Source organism: Paenibacillus pseudetheri (assembly GCF_924513355.1).
In the GTDB taxonomy this organism is placed as follows: domain Bacteria; phylum Bacillota; class Bacilli; order Paenibacillales; family Paenibacillaceae; genus Paenibacillus_AQ; species Paenibacillus_AQ pseudetheri.
On record NZ_CAKMAB010000001.1, the window covers coordinates 314,092 to 332,003 of the forward strand.

The 17,912-nt window shown below is 45.0% G+C and carries 21 protein-coding genes; 13 read left to right on the forward strand and 8 right to left on the reverse strand.

Annotation, left to right across the window (positions count from 1 at the left end; all coding sequences use genetic code 11):
* The first annotated feature begins 124 nt into the window (after positions 1 to 124).
* Both L1028_RS01455 and L1028_RS01460 read left to right on the forward strand, forming a co-directional pair.
* Positions 125 to 616 (forward strand): RNA polymerase sigma factor, encoded by a 492-nt coding sequence (locus L1028_RS01455; RefSeq protein WP_234530252.1) that lies wholly within the window; start codon positions 125 to 127, stop codon positions 614 to 616.
* Positions 613 to 1,614 carry an anti-sigma factor gene (locus L1028_RS01460; RefSeq protein ID WP_234530254.1) on the forward strand — a complete coding sequence of 334 codons (1,002 nt, stop codon included), beginning with the start codon at positions 613 to 615 and terminating at the stop codon, positions 1,612 to 1,614. Before L1028_RS01455 ends, L1028_RS01460 begins: the two co-directional genes overlap by 4 nt.
* Before the next feature lie 76 nt (positions 1,615 to 1,690).
* On the opposite strand, the gene L1028_RS01465 is transcribed toward L1028_RS01460, so the two are convergent.
* Entirely contained in the window at positions 1,691 to 2,023 is a 333-nt protein-coding gene (locus tag L1028_RS01465) for a winged helix-turn-helix transcriptional regulator (protein WP_234530256.1), read from the reverse strand.
* Between the two features lie 95 nt (positions 2,024 to 2,118).
* On the opposite strand from L1028_RS01465, the gene L1028_RS01470 reads away from it, so the two are divergent.
* The 9 genes from L1028_RS01470 to L1028_RS01510 all read left to right on the forward strand — a co-directional run bounded on the left by L1028_RS01470 (position 2,119) and on the right by L1028_RS01510 (position 8,743).
* On the forward strand, positions 2,119 to 3,051 hold the full coding sequence (locus L1028_RS01470) for an aldo/keto reductase family protein (RefSeq protein ID WP_234530257.1): 933 nt from the start codon (positions 2,119 to 2,121) through the stop codon (positions 3,049 to 3,051).
* Positions 3,032 to 3,814 (forward strand): NAD-dependent epimerase/dehydratase family protein, encoded by a 783-nt coding sequence (locus tag L1028_RS01475; protein ID WP_234530259.1) that lies wholly within the window; start codon positions 3,032 to 3,034, stop codon positions 3,812 to 3,814. Before L1028_RS01470 ends, L1028_RS01475 begins: the two co-directional genes overlap by 20 nt.
* 83 nt (positions 3,815 to 3,897) lie before the next feature.
* Positions 3,898 to 4,098 carry a Rossmann-fold NAD(P)-binding domain-containing protein gene (locus L1028_RS01480; RefSeq protein ID WP_234530261.1) on the forward strand — a complete coding sequence of 67 codons (201 nt, stop codon included), beginning with the start codon at positions 3,898 to 3,900 and terminating at the stop codon, positions 4,096 to 4,098.
* Positions 4,074 to 4,580, forward strand: coding sequence for an NAD-dependent epimerase/dehydratase family protein (locus L1028_RS01485; RefSeq protein WP_234530265.1), 507 nt, complete (start codon positions 4,074 to 4,076; stop codon positions 4,578 to 4,580). The genes L1028_RS01480 and L1028_RS01485 overlap by 25 nt, the downstream gene beginning before the upstream one ends.
* A 102-nt stretch (positions 4,581 to 4,682) precedes the next feature.
* Positions 4,683 to 4,922: a hypothetical protein gene (locus L1028_RS01490; protein ID WP_234530266.1), complete on the forward strand. Its 240-nt coding sequence runs from the start codon at positions 4,683 to 4,685 to the stop codon at positions 4,920 to 4,922.
* Between the two features lie 133 nt (positions 4,923 to 5,055).
* Positions 5,056 to 5,715 (forward strand): class I SAM-dependent methyltransferase, encoded by a 660-nt coding sequence (locus L1028_RS01495; protein WP_234530268.1) that lies wholly within the window; start codon positions 5,056 to 5,058, stop codon positions 5,713 to 5,715.
* A gap of 115 nt (positions 5,716 to 5,830) precedes the next feature.
* Positions 5,831 to 6,862: a CapA family protein gene (locus tag L1028_RS01500; protein WP_423802998.1), complete on the forward strand. Its 1,032-nt coding sequence runs from the start codon at positions 5,831 to 5,833 to the stop codon at positions 6,860 to 6,862.
* A 538-nt stretch (positions 6,863 to 7,400) separates the two neighbouring features.
* A complete protein-coding gene (locus tag L1028_RS01505; RefSeq protein WP_042125931.1) occupies positions 7,401 to 7,658 on the forward strand; it encodes an AbrB/MazE/SpoVT family DNA-binding domain-containing protein in 258 nt (85 codons plus the stop codon).
* Between the two features lie 356 nt (positions 7,659 to 8,014).
* The gene (locus tag L1028_RS01510) at positions 8,015 to 8,743 is read left to right on the forward strand and encodes an HAD family hydrolase (RefSeq protein ID WP_234530271.1); all 729 of its coding nucleotides are present in this window, start codon (positions 8,015 to 8,017) and stop codon (positions 8,741 to 8,743) included.
* Positions 8,744 to 9,149: 406 nt separating this feature from the next.
* Here the strand turns inward: L1028_RS01510 and L1028_RS01515 are convergent, their stop codons facing one another.
* From L1028_RS01515 to L1028_RS01540, 6 genes are read right to left on the reverse strand one after another with little or no spacing between them, the layout of a single operon-like run.
* Positions 9,150 to 10,280, reverse strand: coding sequence for a YheC/YheD family endospore coat-associated protein (locus L1028_RS01515; protein WP_234530273.1), 1,131 nt, complete (start codon positions 10,278 to 10,280; stop codon positions 9,150 to 9,152).
* Positions 10,262 to 10,780, reverse strand: coding sequence for a GNAT family N-acetyltransferase (locus L1028_RS01520; RefSeq protein ID WP_234530275.1), 519 nt, complete (start codon positions 10,778 to 10,780; stop codon positions 10,262 to 10,264). Before L1028_RS01520 ends, L1028_RS01515 begins: the two co-directional genes overlap by 19 nt.
* 25 nt (positions 10,781 to 10,805) lie before the next feature.
* Positions 10,806 to 11,918, reverse strand: coding sequence for a YheC/YheD family endospore coat-associated protein (locus L1028_RS01525; RefSeq protein WP_234530277.1), 1,113 nt, complete (start codon positions 11,916 to 11,918; stop codon positions 10,806 to 10,808).
* Entirely contained in the window at positions 11,915 to 13,288 is a 1,374-nt protein-coding gene (locus L1028_RS01530; RefSeq protein WP_234530278.1) for a YheC/YheD family endospore coat-associated protein, read from the reverse strand. Before L1028_RS01530 ends, L1028_RS01525 begins: the two co-directional genes overlap by 4 nt.
* Positions 13,289 to 14,467, reverse strand: coding sequence for a YheC/YheD family endospore coat-associated protein (locus L1028_RS01535; RefSeq protein ID WP_234530280.1), 1,179 nt, complete (start codon positions 14,465 to 14,467; stop codon positions 13,289 to 13,291).
* A gap of 10 nt (positions 14,468 to 14,477) precedes the next feature.
* Positions 14,478 to 15,845, reverse strand: coding sequence for a YheC/YheD family endospore coat-associated protein (locus L1028_RS01540; RefSeq protein ID WP_234530282.1), 1,368 nt, complete (start codon positions 15,843 to 15,845; stop codon positions 14,478 to 14,480).
* Between the two features lie 265 nt (positions 15,846 to 16,110).
* Between L1028_RS01540 and L1028_RS01545 the strand changes: the two genes are divergently transcribed.
* On the forward strand, positions 16,111 to 16,449 hold the full coding sequence (locus L1028_RS01545) for a YlbF/YmcA family competence regulator (protein ID WP_042186485.1): 339 nt from the start codon (positions 16,111 to 16,113) through the stop codon (positions 16,447 to 16,449).
* Between the two features lie 125 nt (positions 16,450 to 16,574).
* On the opposite strand, the gene L1028_RS01550 is transcribed toward L1028_RS01545, so the two are convergent.
* A complete protein-coding gene (locus L1028_RS01550) occupies positions 16,575 to 17,150 on the reverse strand; it encodes an LURP-one-related family protein (protein WP_234530284.1) in 576 nt (191 codons plus the stop codon).
* A 192-nt stretch (positions 17,151 to 17,342) separates the two neighbouring features.
* Between L1028_RS01550 and L1028_RS01555 the strand changes: the two genes are divergently transcribed.
* Positions 17,343 to 17,627 carry a hypothetical protein gene (locus tag L1028_RS01555; protein ID WP_234530286.1) on the forward strand — a complete coding sequence of 95 codons (285 nt, stop codon included), beginning with the start codon at positions 17,343 to 17,345 and terminating at the stop codon, positions 17,625 to 17,627.
* Positions 17,628 to 17,912: the final 285 nt, after the last annotated feature.

Sequence of the window (17,912 nt, forward strand, 5' to 3'; positions counted from 1 at the left end):
ATTTGAGATTTATTATGACGGCATGTCCTTTCTTAGGCAGCCGTCTTTTCTTATATAAGTTTTTTCACCCCACCAGCTAACTTTCTGAGAACTTCACCGTTATACATACGAAGGGAGGTGCAGGATGAAGCCCGGGCAGCTACATCAGATACTTCAACCTAAAATGCTAGAAATCCAAAAATACTTGATTCGTCTCGGGGCACCTGCAGCCGACGCGGAAGATATCGTACAGGATACGGTGTATAAGGCTCTACTGTATATCGATTCCATTGATGAGAACAAATTCAGTGCATGGCTATATAAAGTGGCGATTAATCGTTACTACGATCTGGGCCGCCGTAACAAACGAATAGTCATTCCTATTGACTATGTGGATGTGCCGGATATGGAACTGCCGGAGGATCATGTGCTGTTAAAAGAGAAGCGGGAGGACATCGAACGTGTACTAGATGAGCTTCTTCCTCTCCACAAACAGCTCATTATTATGAAGTACGAGCTGGAGCTGTCCTATCATGAGATAGCAGAGCTCCTAGGGATCACAACAGATACGGTCAAATCCGCATTGTTTCGTGCCCGCAAGCAATTCCAAAAAAAGTACAGAGGTGAAGCGGAATGACAGCTCCATGGGAACAAAAGGATGATCAGAATCTTTCCAAAATAATTAAGAAAGCAAAACGAAGAACAATGATCCGTAATACGGTCATTTCACTGATCGTGACCATTATTGTATTGCTCGGCGGCATGCTCGGTATCACTCAACTGACAAGTTGGTTAGCGATGCGTGGTCTGGATGAGGAGAGGATTATGATGGAAATTAGCAGTCCTAATCTTCATGAGCTGAGAACTGAGCTGGATTTAGGATTTTTATCGGGCAAAGTTGAACTGAGTACGTACAAGGTTGTCGAGGGTGTACCTGTCGTGTGGGATACGAAAAAACTATATTTTAGTATGAGCAGCCGCTTTTCTCTGCTTAATAGGGGATACTCTAGTATAAATATTCCTGATCCAGTAATGACCAGCCAAAATTATGAATACTACCGAGGATATAACAGTCAAAATGGACAGCGGGAAATGATGTTCTATGTACCTGGGGTAAATTATAACGGAAAAGTGCTGAATGACTTACCTACGCTCGAACAAATGGATCCCAGTAAGCTGGTAGAGATGGCAGTTTCGTTTGATAAAAGCTATACGCAGGCCGAAGTTGAAACAATGCTGCCAGCTGAGCTGACACAGACATGGTATTGGGTAGATACGTATGACAATAAAAAGAAGCTTGAGTTTATTAAGAATGATAGCAGCCCGAATAAATATGCTTTACCGGAATCAGCAAGACAAGTATATGGTTACGGTGTCAAATGGGAAGGGTTATTTAAACCGAAACCAGAGGATTTTTTACAATCCCTAACATATGGGCTTCAGAAGGAGGGCAAGTATTACGGAGAATTTGAGAGAATCTCGAATTATTTGAAAAAGGATAAAGCGGCACCGGATGCCAGTGATGTACAGCTATTCGGAGTGGTTGTTACTGGAACTGCGAAGGAGCTGCAAAGCCTCAAAGGAAAGCCATATGTAAATACGGCAGTTCTCGGCGCGGTTGTGGATAAATACTAGATCGTATAGTAAAAAAGAAGCCCCGGGAACGATGATCCCGGGGCTATTTTGATCATATCACAATCTACCATTTATATTATGTCCATTTGGCCGAACATAGTTTCATTTCCTTCAAAATTTGATGCAAATCCTCACCTTTTGGAGTTAAAGAATATTCCACTGTAACCGGTACGGTAGGAAACACATGGCGCTCAAGTACACCGTGTTCCTCTAAATGGCGAAGGGTACTGGTCAACGCACGAGGGCTAACATTAGTGATTTTTCGCTGGAGCGCTCCAAAGCGTTGGGTGCCGTCGAATAACTCTCTTAGTACGAGAAAAGCCCATTTCCCGCCCAATACCTCAAGTGTTTTTTCCACATTACATTCAATAGTAAGTGGGGTTTTAGGAATATAATTATTAAATTTCACTTCTTCCCATTTTATACAAACTATTCTAGAATGAATATGTGCGTTAGGCAACCTGCCGAAATCATAACACGGAGCTATGGAAAGGAGCAGTTATTATGAAATATCGTAGATTAGGCGGAACAGGCCTAAAAGTTAGCGAGATTAGCTTGGGAAGCTGGCTGACATACGGAGGATACGTAGAAAGAGATAATGCTGTTAAAGCCATTGCAACCGCTTACGACCTAGGCGTGAATTTTTTTGATACCGCAAATGTTTACGAAAAGGGTGCTGCTGAGAAAGTGCTAGGGGAGACCTTGCGGAACTATCCGAGAGAATCCTATGTGCTGGCAACTAAAGTATTTGGCGAAATGGGGACAGGGCCTAACGATCGTGGTCTATCCCGCAAGCATATTACGGAACAGTGTCACGCAAGCTTGCAGCGTCTCGGCGTAGAATACGTGGATATTATGTATTGCCATCGTTTCGATACGGAAACTCCAATTGAAGAGACCTTACGTGCGCTGGATGATCTGGTTCGTCAAGGCAAGGTATATTATGTCGGTGTAAGTGAGTGGACTGCTGCGCAAATGACAGATGCGTTAGCTGTAGCAGACCGCTATTTGCTGGATCATATCGTGGTTAACCAACCGATTTATAATATGTTTGAACGTTATATTGAGAAAGAAATTATTCCGCTCGGCGTGCGCCGTGGCATTGGACAGGTTGTTTTTTCTCCACTGGCTCAAGGGCTATTGACAGGAAAGTATAACGCGGACATCCCTGAAGATAGCCGTGCGGCTAAGCTGGACCGGTTGAAAAAGGCGATTACAGAAGAGAAGATTGAAAAGGTTCGCCAACTAAGCGGGGTAGCTGCGGAGTTGAATATTTCTGTGGGGAATCTGGCTTTGGCTTGGATTCTACGTCAGCCTAATGTAGCAAGTGCGCTAGTGGGTGCCAGTCGTCCGCAGCAGGTCGAAGAGAATGTTAAGGCTTCGGGAATAGAGCTTTCCGAGGATATTTTGAAGAAAATTGAAGAGATTCTTAACTAGAGATAGATTCATAAAAATCCGCGGATTCCTTGTGTGCCAAACGATCATTGCTGATTTGAATAACTTAGGTGAAGTGTATGGCGTACTAGCAGGCGCTGATGCAGTTGTGCATTTGGCTGCGATCCCAGCCGCTAATATAAAGACGAGTGAAGTCACCTTTCAAAATAATGTAGTATCCACCTATAACATTCTGGAAGCTGCTGCTGGCCTAGGCATTCGCAAAGCAGTTATTGCTTCCAGTGAATCCTCTTATGGCATCTGTTTTGCGGTTAACCCGTTGGGACCGCAGTATGTACCTATGGATGAAGATCATCCACAACTCCCCGAAGACAGCTACGGTCTGTCTAAGGTTGTGAATGAGCAGACAGCGGAGATGTTCCAGCGCAGAACGGGCATACAAGTCGTTTCCCTAAGAATCGGAAATGTCATTGATCCATCGACGTATGAACGTTTCCCTTCCTTCATTCATGATCCCGAGCAGCGAGACCGGATTCTGTGGAGCTATATTGATACAAGGGATGTAGCGAGTGCTTGTCAATTGGCGATTGAAACGGACGGATTGGGCGCAGTTGCTCTTAATATATGCGCAGATGAAACTAGTATGGCTGTTCCTAGCAGAGAGCTAATGGCCGCACGTTATCCAGAGGTGACAGATTTCCGACAGCCGCTGGAAGGACATGAGTCGTTACTCAGTAATGCGAAGGCTAAGAAGCTGCTGAATTGGCAGCCAAAGCACTTATGGCGGGATTACGTTAACGAATAAATGACGAGCTAGGTTTACTTTTACTATAAATCCTTCGTGATCAAAAGCGGACTTTTTGACATCCTCTATAAGGAGCGTGTGAAATGAAGGTATTATTTATCGGGGGTACGGGACTGATTAGTCAGGCTGTATCCCCGCTCGCCGTAGAACAAGGAATAGAGCTGTATTTGTTCAACAGAGGACAAAGAGGCGAATTCGTTCCGGATGAGGTGAAGCTGATTCAAGGAGACATTCGTAATCCGGCGGAGGCTCCGAAGTATTGCGAGACTACGATTTTGACGTAGTGGTAGACTGGATTGCTTTTACACCGGAATATGTGCAGATAGACATAGATCTTTTCACAGGTAAAACAAAGCAATATATATTCATCAGCTCGGCCTCGGCTTATCAGAAGCCGCAGCGTAATTATGTAATCACAGAAGAGACACCCCTAGAAAATCCTTATTGGGAGTACTCTAGGAATAAAATCGCATGTGAGCAGCTATTGATAGAAGCACACAAGAGCGGCGGATTCCCGGTTACGATTGTTCGTCCTTCCCATACTTACGGAAACACAGCCATCCCTGCGGCACTCTCGAGTGGACAGCATCCTTGGTCCTTGGTTGATCGTATCCGTCGTGGCTTGCCTTTAGTCATCCATGGAGATGGAACATCTTTGTGGACACTGACGCATCACTCAGATTTTTCCAAAGGGTTTGTCGGATTGCTTGGGCATCCGGATGCGAGATTGGGGAGGCCATTCATATTACATCTGACGAGGTATTGAACTGGAATCAGATCTATGCGGCTATCGGGCAAGCGGCAGGGGTGGAGCCGAAAGTGGTTCATATCTCAACAGACTTTATCACAGCCTTCTCTCCTCCGGGGGGTGACGGATGGCTTGATCGGCGATCAAGCTGTCAGCAGTGTTTTTGACAATCGTAAAATCAAACGTCTCGTGCCTGACTTCCAGGCGGCCATTTCTTTCTCTGAAGGGATAAAGCAGTCGGTTGCTTGGTTTGAGGCACATCCAGATCAATGCACTGCGGAATGGTCTAAGTTACTGGATTCGTTGATTGAGAAACATGGAGTTGAAGCGAAGCTGCTTTCATACTTCTCATCATTGTAGGTCCTTAAAAAAGGCGGTCTGTTTCCTTCGGGAGCAGCCGTCTTTTTCTTGTCTATGTAAGGTTATGGCATGAATCAGCAAATCATGAATATACTCTCACTACCTTAAATTCCGTTAAAAAGGAGTCCTGGCCATGCCAACACATCCCTTTGTCTCGCGTTTTTTTGTAAACTCAGATGCAAGCCGTGAGAAGTTAATTTATGATTTGCCAGAATCCTGGTGGAGCCGTCCCTTTGAATATGAGTGGTGTATTAACTTTATTTCTCCACATGGTGTAGTGCTGGATGCTGCTTGTGGAATTCCTCATCCCTTGAAATTTTATTTAGCTGGGGTATGTGCAGAGGTTTATGCTTGCGATATGGACAGCAGGGTTATTTACCGGGAGGACATCTTAAATGCGATTACAGATGAGATCGGGGAAAAAGCGGCGAAGCAGGTTATAGCTAGAAGAACTAACAACTTGCATCTTGCTCAGGCTAATCTTGCGGCTCTTCCATATGAGGATGAGAGCTTTGACACTATTTTTTGCATATCAGTGCTGGAGCATTTGACCTTAGAGGATACGGTGGGCACTTTACGGGAATTTCACCGAACTTTGAATGAAGAAGGGCTGCTCGTGCTAACGTTTGATTACCCAACGGTAAACTTAAATCTCATGAATGATTTGCTGCTGCAGGCTGGATTTCAATATTGGGGGGAGACGGATTTTGAGTTGCCTGCAGATGCTGTGTCCACAGATTTGTGGGGTGGGTTACAATGCTTCCGGGCTGTTTTGAAAAAATCAAAGAGATAACAGGTCTTCTTACCCTTAAATTAGTAATCTATTTCCAGTAAGCTAGAATAATAGCTATTATAGATTCCATAATGAGGATAGGAGGCTGTATTTTTTGAGATTAGGGTCGAATGTACTGCGCAGCATGCTACTCACTACACTTCTATTATCACTGATCTTCCCTTCGACGATTGCATCTAGTGCAGCTTCGCCATCTTCAGAACCTATCAGACTTGTGTTTGCTGGTGATATTCTCCTGGACGGTTTTGTGGGCGATCAGATCGCGAAATACGGAGTGAACTTTCCGTTTGCGAAAGTCGCACCTACCTTGCAAAAGGCAGATATCGCCTTCGCGAATCTGGAAACGCCAGTGTCTATTCGAGGGAAGGCTGCAGAGAAGACCTTTGCCTTTAGGTCCAAACCAGCAGTGCTTAATGGCTTAACCTATGCTGGGATTGACGGCGTATCTTTGGCTAATAATCACATTTTAGATTTCGGAACAGACGCTATGCTCGACACACTGGTGCATCTGGATCAAAACAAGATTGGCCATACAGGAGCAGGCAAAGATGTAGAGGAAGCGTACAAACCGTATACAAGGACGGTAAAGGGGAAGAAGATCGCTATCTTAGGTGTTAGTCGTGTGCTTTCAGGCCCTTCTTGGTATGCCGGTAACAAAAAACCGGGAGCTGCCTCAGCGTATACCTCGCAGCCTATGCTTACGGCTATTCAGAAGATGTCTAAGGTGAATGATTACACGATTGTGTACATTCACTGGAATGAAGAGTTTAAGGATTATCCTGAACAATACGCCCGCACGCTAGCCAAACAGATGATTGATAGTGGTGCAGATATCATATTCGGCGCACACAGCCATTGCCTGATGGGCATCGAATACTACAAAAATAAACCAATCTATTATTCACTTGGAAACTTTGTGTTTAATCGTTCAACACGTGGTGGAGAAAAGACGCTTCACTCGATGCTAGTGAATGTTGAAATTAATGATGCCCAGGTGACGAGTAAGATTACGCCAGTCAAGATTATTGGGGGACAGCCCAACTTTATGGATGATTCTTACAATAGGAAGACGATCAAGCTAATGAATAATCTTTCTTATAATGCAATTGTTGATGCGAATGGCAGGGTTACGGAGAAGCCGTTATAACGATAGAGTAGATCGACCAGAGATCACTGGTCGGTTTTTTTTGTATTAAATTCAATTTAGTATACTAAATTTATCCATTATTTGATCTTTCTATTAATAATATGTAATACTGATATTAAATCAGTGCATAGTAGAAAGCTGGATTGTCGAAAAAAGTAGATGCATAAAGCATAAATAGTCTGTATTAACTCTACTAAACGTTTCCTTGCTATGATATACGTCGGAGTGTTTCCAGACATGATGTATTGGGTAAATGAGAGTATTAATAGGGATACTCGCAAGCTAATTTGTAACCGCAATGTTGGATATTTATTAATTTCAAGACGAATAATTTGGATCGCTTTACAGCATTTTGTCGAAATCGTACATATTTTTGTCGAATAATTGTCGATAAATATCATATTTTGTAGAAATAAAATTGACAGGGAATGAATAGCACTTTAATATTAGAGTATAGCGTAATCATTACTATCACATAGAAGCCTACATAGCTTTTAGCAAAAATGATTATTAATGTTAATTCAAGGGAGGATGTACGATGATGAAAGCGACAGGCATAGTAAGAAAAGTAGATGAATTGGGACGTATCGTAATTCCTATTGAACTACGTAGAACGATGGGAATTGACATAAAAGACCCGCTCGAGATTTTTGTAGATGGAGAAAAAATTATTCTTAGAAAATATGAGCCAACTTGTATCTTCTCCGGAAGCGCAGAGAACCTCATCAATTTCAAAGGTAAAATGGTAAGCAAAGATGTTCTTGATGAGCTGATTTCCAGCTTTGACAGAGTGTAATTGATGGATTACACATTTTTGTTAAAAAAGAACCGGTACAGCAAGTGCGAATTGTGCATGCTGCCGGTTCTTTTTTTATATCACATTAAAAAAGCAGCAAATTCCCTTGGAAATAGGAAACTTGCTGCCACACAAATGCTTATTCAGACTCCAGCACACTTTTAATTGAAGTGACATGGATATCTCTTCTTTATATTTCAACTTGATATATTACAAGTTCAAATATAAACTGCAACAAGAAATGTGGAGAGCATGGACATTCCGAAGTGATATCATATATCATAGGGCTTGTACTGGAAATTTCGTGCAGATGAATGTGCTTACCTGAAGCAAAAGAGAATGGGGAGGAACAACAAATGAGTAATGATGAGGTACAAGGAACAGAACTGAGCGCGGTTCACTCGGAGTTGAACAAGCCAGAAGCGATTGTTTTTGATATGGATGGAACATTGTTCCAGACTGAAAGTCTTTTATTACCTGCATATCATAAAATGTTTGATATTTTGCGGGAAGAGGGATTATATACAGGACCTACACCGCCGGAAGAGCGTATTCTAAGCAGCTTAGGGATGCTATTGGCAGATATTTGGAAGAAGGTTATGCCTGATGCCGATGAGGCGGTGCACCGCCGTGCAGATGAGCTGCTATTGCAGCTAGAGGTCGAAGGACTTGAAGCAGGTGGGACGTTACTGTATCCTCAGGTGGTCGAAACACTGACTGCCCTAAAAGAGCGTGGAGTACGGTTGTTTGTGGCTAGTAATGGGCTGGAGGAATACATTCACAGTATAGTTGTGGTACATGAGCTTAAAGAGTTATTTGAAGGATTGTATAGTGCGGGTGGTCAAGGCACTGCGACGAAGACAGAATTGCTTCGCATTTTGCTGGACAATCATGGAATCAAAAGTGCCTGGATGGTAGGCGATCGCTCGTCTGATGTGGAGGCAGGAAAGGGAAATGCTCAAACCGTCATTGGCTGCGCGTATGCAGGCTTTGGACGTCAGGATGAGCTGAAGGGCTCCGATGTAATTATCACTTCCTTCGATGAGTTGATAGAATTGTACGACAACGCATCGGTTAGCGAATAGGAATATCGCGATTTATTTTTGTCAAACGAACAAAAGGCAAACCTCATTTAAGCAGAGGATTGCCTTTTTTTATGTTAAGGTTCTAAATGCAGATGCAGGAATAGCTCAAAGCTAAAAAGATATACATAAACAAAGGGGATGATCCGATAGATCATTGAAAGGGGTAATTCCTATATTGATTCCTTATTTTTTTATATTGCTGTTTTTTTGTTGTGTATCGTGAGCTATCTTTTGTTTATAAAACATCTGTTAGAAAAGGACTTACGCCTTGGCTCAGCTAATCAAAATCTTCAACTCAACGAGAATTTTCTAATATTAGTTCCTCGGAACATCAGAAGTCATACAACAACCGCACTTTCTGCATCCTGCAGAGAGGCGGTCGTTTTGTTGTTGAGTATCATTTAATTTATTCCTCAGTAGTCTTAGCTGAGGCTGGGGCACCTTTGTTATTATATAGCCATAACGCATATTCCAAAGGTCGCACTAGTGCTTTGCGATAGGTGTTGCCGTCCCCTGATCGGGCAAACACTTCACGTGCAGGCTTTGGATTAACCTCCAGCACATAGATTTTTCCTTCTCGATCAATGGCAAGATCCAGTGCAAGTTCACATAAGGCTCCGAAACTTTCTTCCAGGAAGGCAGCAGCATCAAGACCTAACTTTTCGGCAGTTTTCATAACCTTATCGGTTTTATCTTGACTCCCCAGCCAATCCTTCAGGAGCGTTTCAGCTCGAACGGCATGCCCACCGCCATGAAGATTGGAGGTTACGCTTCGGGCCGCACCGACCCTTGCTGCCATACCTGTCAGTTCCCAGACTCCTTGCCCATTCTTTTGAACGAGCATGCGATAATCATGGAAACGTCCGCCAGGCAGACGTAGTGGAATCCCCTGTTGGACGAGGAAACGTCCACCAATACACCATTGTCGAACGATGGAATCTAATCGGGAGGCAGAGACCTTTCGGGGTGGAATAATCCGGCGATCTTGGCGACGGCCTTGAATATCAAATACCCCTTTACTGTTCTTTATCCGCTCAATTCTAAGGATACCGCGTCCACCTGTGCCGTTTGCTGGCTTGATATATAGGACCGGGCTCTGCTTTAACATTCGGTGCAGATCCGCAGAGGCGTTATACAGTAATGTTTCTGGCATATGCTGCCGGAAGCGACTCTTTTGTGAGAACGTTTGGTGAATGGTCCATTTGTTGCGCAGTGGACGATTCAGAAACAGCAGATGTTTATAACGTTCACGGAAACGAAGCAACTGTTGAAAGCGCGTGCTGCGCTGGATACGGCAACGGTCATAAATCATGTTCGGGAAGGAACGCCATTTGCGTGACCATTTCCCGCTCTTTGGATCAAAGACAAGGGCATGGATCTGCTCTTTACTGGGATGGACATCCATGGGGGTAAACACAAAAACATCCAGGCCCATTCGATTGCCCTCAATGATCATTCTCCGGTACACGGCCTTTTCTTCAAGCTGCTTGGCTTCATTTATATACAAAGTAAGAATGCCTAAGACGGGCTCTGGCACAGGAGTTCACCTTCTTGTAGAGAGTTTGTAGTACTGGCGGTATTCTGTGGTGAGCGGATCAATAAAGTTGGCTTGCCAGTAGGGCCACTAGTAAGCGCCACTGCGGCAAGACCAACATTGAAACACATTTTCAGGCTGGCAGTATTATCGCTGGCAACACTGCATTCCAGGCGGCCTAAACGCTTTAACTGGGCGGTCATAAGGGCGGTGCCGATATGCCTATTTCGGTATAAGGGATGCACGGCAACGAGACAAGCCTCTTCACCGAAATCGGATATGAAGCTTACTCCTGCTAGTTGGCGCCCATTCTGACCGCGTACGGTGGCGACAAGCAGCGAGACACCTGGCTCTGACAATTGTTCTGGAGTTAATCGGGCCATTACCTTGCAAGCTTGGTTTGTAATCCGACGCTCCCCATGCTCTCTTATAAACTCAAGCAGTCCGGTTAGCCGCGATTTCCACTTTTTGGCATCAATGTCGTAGATGGAGGATATCTGCATGCTGTGTCACATCCTTTAATAAATTCTACTTGGGATGGCGTGCTAAGTGCTGACCATATTGAAAGATTCGCTCCAAAGAAAGCTTGCGAATCGCGGGCTCATCAAATTTCATCGGCCTTGAGTTTGCTTCAAAGAACCAGAGTCCACCGTTCTCATCGACACCAAGATCCATCGACATCTCCCCGAGCATAGAATCAGAGGCTCTTTCAATTTGTCTGGCAATTAACAGAGCAGTTGTAGGTACACTTTTTAAGATGGAGGCTGCTCTTTCGGTTCCAAATGTGCTTTCCAGCATGGTGTAGGGCTCCTCAATACTTCCGCCACGAGGTACATGCGTAGTGATGCTGCGGGCACCAGCTAGACGCGCACCTATGCCGGTCATCGCCCAGCCGCCTCTGCCGTTTTTCTGCAGAAGTACACGTAGATCAAATGGTCGTCCTCGGTGAGTCGCTAGCTCAATAGCTTGCTGTACGATATAGCGCGAGGTTCCCTTTTCTTTGCCTATCCGTGCCCACAGGCGTTCTACTGAGGCAGCTTTGTAGGTCACATTTTTTTTGCCGCTTTGAATCTGCAGCCGATAGGGTAAGGTGGTATCTGCACGGTATTTTAAACGCATAATTCCTTTACCTGCTTTGCCATTCTCAGGTTTAAGGTAGAGACTGGTATGATTATTTAGCATGGCGATAAGCGTGTTTGCACTGCGTAAACGTCTGGTTTTTGGAACATGCTTTGAGGTGGCATACGAGCCTTTCAGCCATTCAAATAGACTCCATTTATTGAAAAAATATGGATTATATAGCTTAATGCCTGGATGTTCCAGGCATTGAGCTATTTTGCGTACGACAGCAGGTTTTTCTTCATCCTCACGGGTAGGAATTCGGTTATAGATGATTTGTGGAAGAGGTACAGGAATGCTGTACCATATTCTTCCGTTGGATGATGGGACATAACCGTTCACCATCCGTTCTTCGAGCTTCAAGTCACGGACAGTGACGACGTAGACAAGAAAACCCAGTTCCTTGCCTGTGCGAATGATGTCCCGGAAGTTATTACGGTTGCCATTAAATTGCCTTAATTTATCGCTGGTTGTCAGAATGGCAATAACGGGTTTTGTTTCATCCGGATTATGGGTGTTCACATCTCATCCCTCCTGCGGAATTTGCTGAGGTATAGACAATGCTCCAGAATGTGCTCGATGGAAGCTTTGCCCTCAGCGCGCAGGGAAGGATGACGGAAGATGGAACGTCCTGGTTTGGCGTTGGCCTCGAACATCCAGATGTCTTCATCCTGATCAATGCCGAGATCAAAACCAATTTCACCGAGCAAATGACGATGCTGGATTTCTAAGGATTCTGCCAGCTTAATGGCTGTACTCTTCGCACGCTGTAATACTTCATCTGCTCTGCCGCCGAATACACGCCCGAGCGCCTGCCCAGGTGTAAGCAATGCTCCCCCGTTTTTGAGGTGAGTGGTGACACTGCCTCGGCCGGCTTTCTTAGCACCAATACCGACTACAATCCATTGATTACTGCCGTTTTTATGCATATGGAATCGGAAGTCAATGGGGCAGCCATCAATTTCAATCAAACGTATTCCTTGTTGGACGATATAATTTTGCAGGCCTTGACCGTGTCGTGACCGAAGCATACGCATAAGGCTTTCAAAGGTAGTGAAGCGCAGAAGTACGTTTTTTCCACCTTTGCGGTAGCGGGCAAAATATCCCTTTTTCGGCAGATAGGTAAGTCGGTAAATCCCGTGACCCAGGCTGCCTGCGGAAGGTTTATAGTATACAAAATGGTGGTGATCCAGCATTTCTCTCATTTTTTCGGAGGAGGGATTGCTGTGTGTCTCAGGTACGTAACGGTTTGCAGCTCCGTCATTTTCTAGCAACCGATAAACATCGGATTTATTGAAAAAACTCCAGTTGAAGTAAGGGATTTTCTTGCGCATAAAACGTTCGCGAAGCTGGTTGATATAAGGTGAGGTCTCCGCTCTCCGACTGGGTAGCCGATTGTAGACAACATCAGGTAGAGGAACCATTTTACGTTCGAATTTGCCGCCTGCGGTTAAGAAATAACCATAGACTTGCTCCTGCTGCCAGTTAATATCACGTGGCATAAAGGCAAATATATAACATTTATTACTGCCTTCCCGCAGCAATTGCTTTATAAAGCCAGTGCGGGAACCGAAGGGTTGATTTGAAGATGCTGGCCCATCGGTCAATACACCGACTAAAGGTCCAAGCTGTACCTCGTCGTTTTGCAGATTGCGTAAATAGATACCACCAGATTTCGGAACCTTGATAGCACTCTTTACACCAGTGGCGAGGAATAGGTGATTTCCGGCGCGCTTGATGGGCTTGATCATGGTCGGGATGGCATCTTTACCGAGTCTAAGGCGAATGTTCTTTTTCCCGGTTAATTTCAAGCTTTTCATCAGTGCACCTGATACATATACAACTCTTTGGGGCTGCTTAGTAAAATGCACATTGCAAAAAGTGAGACTCATTTATGAATCCTCCTTAGGAACCATTGTTATCATTCTCCCGTTTATAACGGAGCTGTCCGTAGATAGGGATGGTATCCGTCGCTGTGTGAGTAGCAGATGGCGCGCATAAGACAGTGGATTCTCGGCGGCGAGCTTAGCAGCCCGGCGGTCGCCCGTCAGCCGGAATACCGTGCGCCCTGGCTTGGAATTTGCTTCTAGTAAATGAATCCGACCGCTCGAATCAATACCGAAATCTAGGCCGAGTTCTCCAAGCCTACCGCATGCGGCCTCCAGAAGAGGAGGCAGGTATGCAGCTTCTGTAGCAAGCTCCTGCATGATGTCTTTTCCGTCCTGACCATATTCTGCAAGCAAAAAGGGCAAAGGAGGAACCGCAGTTCCACCGCCATGCAGGTTCGAAGTCAGAGAACCATGATTACCCAGCCGAACGGCCATGCCAGTAAGATCCCAGCGACCGAAGCCATTCTTTTGCATCAATACACGCACATCGAACGGTTGCCCCTTACGATTAGTTAGGTGCAGATAAGGCTGTATAATATAGCGGCGTGTGCCGATAAATTCATGAATCCAGTTCAGTCCTTCATCCTGCGAGCTGAATACATATTGAAAGGGTGTATTTGTCCCATCACGCCCTCGTACTCTTATGCCTCCTCCAGAGCGTCTGTTCTGCAGTATGGCATGCAATGTACGTTTGCCATGAGAGCCTGCTTTGGGTTTTAGGAAGACCCCGTATTCTCTTTCAGCGAGCATATTGCTTAACTTGCGTGTACCGGTATAGAGAACAGTTTCCGGCAGTAAATTAGCTGCTCTTCGGTTGCGCTTCAAGATTTCGTATACGCCCCATTTATCAGGTAAACCTCTTGACCAAGGTAGTGAGCGGTGAAGGAAAGAGAGTGCAGACGAAGCTTCTTTTCTTTCTTTCGGACTATTGTAAAAACAACGATTATAAATGATGTCTGGTGGTGTAGAGGTCGCATTGTGCCAGCTTCCGTCTTTCCATGTATAACCGGTTATAGATGACCCGTCTGCCGCTACTCCGTCCGGATGAAATACGAGGACTTTAAGGTTATATCGCGGAGCTGCACGGCATAAATGACTGCAAAATTCTGGCTCGGCAATCGGAGGATTCCCGTGGCGACGGCCCGTCATAATGCCGAGGAACCCCATAGCTGTTTCAGTCATTGTGTCCTCCTTATAAACCGGCCAAATAGCGGCAATACAGAATCATTTGCTTGACGGACGGTCTGGTTTTTTGATCGTTTAGCGGTGTATTATCGTTCTTGGAAGGTTTGGAGTTAACCTCCAAGAGCCATATTCGTCCGGATTGATCCAGTGCCAGATCGATTCCGAGCTCTCCGAAATGAGCAGGGATAAAGGTTTCTACTCCTCTTGCAATGGCAAGTGCTGCCCTTGGAAGCTGAAGCTGTACGCTATCCTTGGTACCTGGAGGAAGGCTGCTCTTGCTAACGGCTTCACGAACAGTACTGAGACTGCCACCTCTTGCTAGATTGGAGACGAAATGATTGCTTCCAGCGGTGCGAGCGACAATGGAGGTAACCCCCCATTTTCCGGTACCATTCTTCTGTACAAGTGCTCGAAAATCTACAGGACGCTTACCGAGCTCCATCAAAGGCAATCCTTGTTGAATCTGGTAGCGCGTTGTCTTCATCTTGGGAGCAATGGACTGGTATAGTTTAGCTAAAGTCGGGTAGCTTTGCTTGCGTGTACCTAATGAGGTAGTTGATAACAAACGGTATCCTCCGCCTTCATCTTTGGAGATTCGGAGAATGCCTTTGCCGAGACTGCCTCGTACGGGCTTTAGAAACACGCTTGGATATTGGCTACACATCTTTTTTACAACGGCAAAACCGTTTAAAGCATGCGATTCCGGTAAATACCGCTTCAATGAAGGGTCTTGCACTAGAGCTTCAAATACTTCTGTCTTGTCAAGAAATTTTTCGTTGAAGAAATGCGTTCCATACCGTGATTTTACATCCGCCAAAAAATGCTGTACGCTAGGTTTATTCTCCACCTTTCGCGTCGTTAGCCGATTGTTGATTACATCGGCGATGGGCAGACTCATTTTCCTCCAGCCCTCGTTGTATACCCAGCCCTGGATGGAAGAGCTGCTTGTTTCCAGCGCTTCCGGGGTAAAGAAATATACATAGGCGCCTTGTGCGTGGCAGGCATTTGTTAATTCTCGACAGAACATGGTAATGGATCCAAACAGCCTGTCGAGATTATCTGGATGGTCACGGCTGACGAGTACACCGATCAACGGTCCAAGTCGCAAGGTACGACTTACGGAGCTGTAAGAGGCGTTGAGGGTTTGCCGATGTTTCCATCCGGTCCGCCGCGTCAGTCCTTCGCTTACACGCAGGCTTTCGGATTTGGGAGCCGGGATAATGGTAACCTCCTGCCGGAAAGAGCCGAAAGCCAGCTGGAGCGTTCCGTGAGCCGGGATTTTGAGTCTTTTCATGGATCGTTCGCCAAGCATTATAGCGTTTTCCTGCAGGATGCCCGATTGGACCGTAAGGACCGGGATCTTGAATTGGGACATCGTGGATCTCCTTCCGGTAGGCAACATGATGCCGGCAATTTGGTAGCTAAGGGTTACATATCATTCATCATATGGAGACGTATGACCCTTGGTGATTGACCTACTCTTTAAAAACCTTGCCGCATCATTTCATAAGTCTGACCCAAGAAGCGAAACAAGCATGGGATGAATCAATATTTGGAAACTTAAGCAGTGCTTCCGAAGTGAGTTTTGCACGAAGCAACGCAGGAAGCATATGCTTACAAAACTTTTAGGAGGAATCATAATGAGTATTCACGACAAAGCACATGAACTGGCGAAAGCCATTAAAGAAAGCACTGAGGTAGCGGATATCACTAACGCGATGAAACTGGTAGAAACAGATCCTGAAGCCAAGGCGATGCTCGACAACTTCCGCAATGGCCAATTGGAGCTTCAACAACGGATGATGAGCGGAGACATGCCTCCGCAGGAAGAAATGGAGAAAATGGAGAAATTATTCGAGGTGCTTAACATGAATCTTGGGATTCGCCGTCTGTTCGATGCAGAACGCCGTCTGAGTGTTGTAATCGAGGATGTAAACAAGATCATTACCGAGAGCTTGTCGCAATTGTATGGCGAATAAACGCTTTTAGTGAGCGAGTATTCACCTGAAAATTTGATCAGTGCAATCTAAATAGGGTGTTCCCGCAGCCGTTTGGCATTGGGAACACCCTATTTATTCTTGTGACTAGCACATGAGTAAACTCGCTAATCTTGTTTTCCTTCGATTGCGCAGAGAAGAATACCAGCAGCCAAACCTAGGCGGCGATCAAGCATTCCCTTGGGATCCTCTGAGAAGTCAGCGATGATTTTTGTAACGAATGGATTGAAATTTTGTTTGAAAGCCGGGATTGTTGTATCATTCATCTCGATATTATATTTTTGAGGGATAATAGAGATGAAGCGGCGAAGTATAGCCATCGCGGTGCTATCTTCCTTGATTTTTCCGATTTCCTGATCATGACGATCGAGAATCGCCCATTCATCTTTCAAAATCGATTTGAGTCCCTTACGCCGAAGTGCACCAACGTGCTCGCCAGTCTCCGAATCATGCACATCATAAACAGCACTAAAGTCGATGGCATTGCGGGCTTTTATACGCAGAAGCTCCTTTTGCATAGACTCATCCGTGTACAGTGCAATATCCTCTTTCAACTTGAATGCTTTCATTTGTGAATAGAGTACAAGCTGCTCGGTGTTATCATAAATATGAAGCTTCGCACCCATGATCGAAAATACCTTTTTTCGAATTATGTATTCGGTATGAGTATAAGTTGCATTCAATTCTAAATCGCCCCCTAAATGAAATAATCATCTCATATATAAGCTTTGCTAGCTACATAAATGCGTACTATTTTATTTAATTTTTTGAGTAGAAGTATATTTTTATGGACTTGTCTCATATTACGGGCTTCATGTTCATAGAGTAGAGATATAGATTCAATCGAATATCTTGTCTACGAGGAGCTGTTAGTAATGAGAAAAAGAAACAAGTTTAAACATGGTGTATATCTGTTGCTGGCGTTGGCCATGCTTTTGTATGCTCTGCCGAAGTTATCGCTTGCGAATGGGCCAGGCTGGGTATTTGGTTTTGGGGTGGTCTGGTCACTTTTTGCCTTTATGGTCATTGCGGCACATCTGCATTTTATTATCGGTGTTGATGAGGAGAAGACCAAGCGTTTGGAAGCTGTACGAAAAGCAAAATTGGAGCAATGGCAGTCCAAATGGAAAGAAGAAACTAGAGTTACACAAAGATCATAGAATTGGGCTGCGTTCTAAAGTAACTAGATTTGAATATTCCCGTAAAAAGGACCGAACTGGCGAAAAGAGGGGTATAAATCCCCTAGATTCACAGAAAAGGGGCTGTCCCAAAAGCCATGAAATGGCTGCTTGGGTCAGCCCTTGTTCTAGTAGGATATACGTGGGCGCTTTGAGAGGACGCTCCGCGAACGGACCGTTGTTCCAATCGCTGTGCTCTCCAGATTTTTTTCATTCCCCTTTGCGGTGAAAATCCGGAGACCAAGGCGAACGCTACCGCTTTTCCAC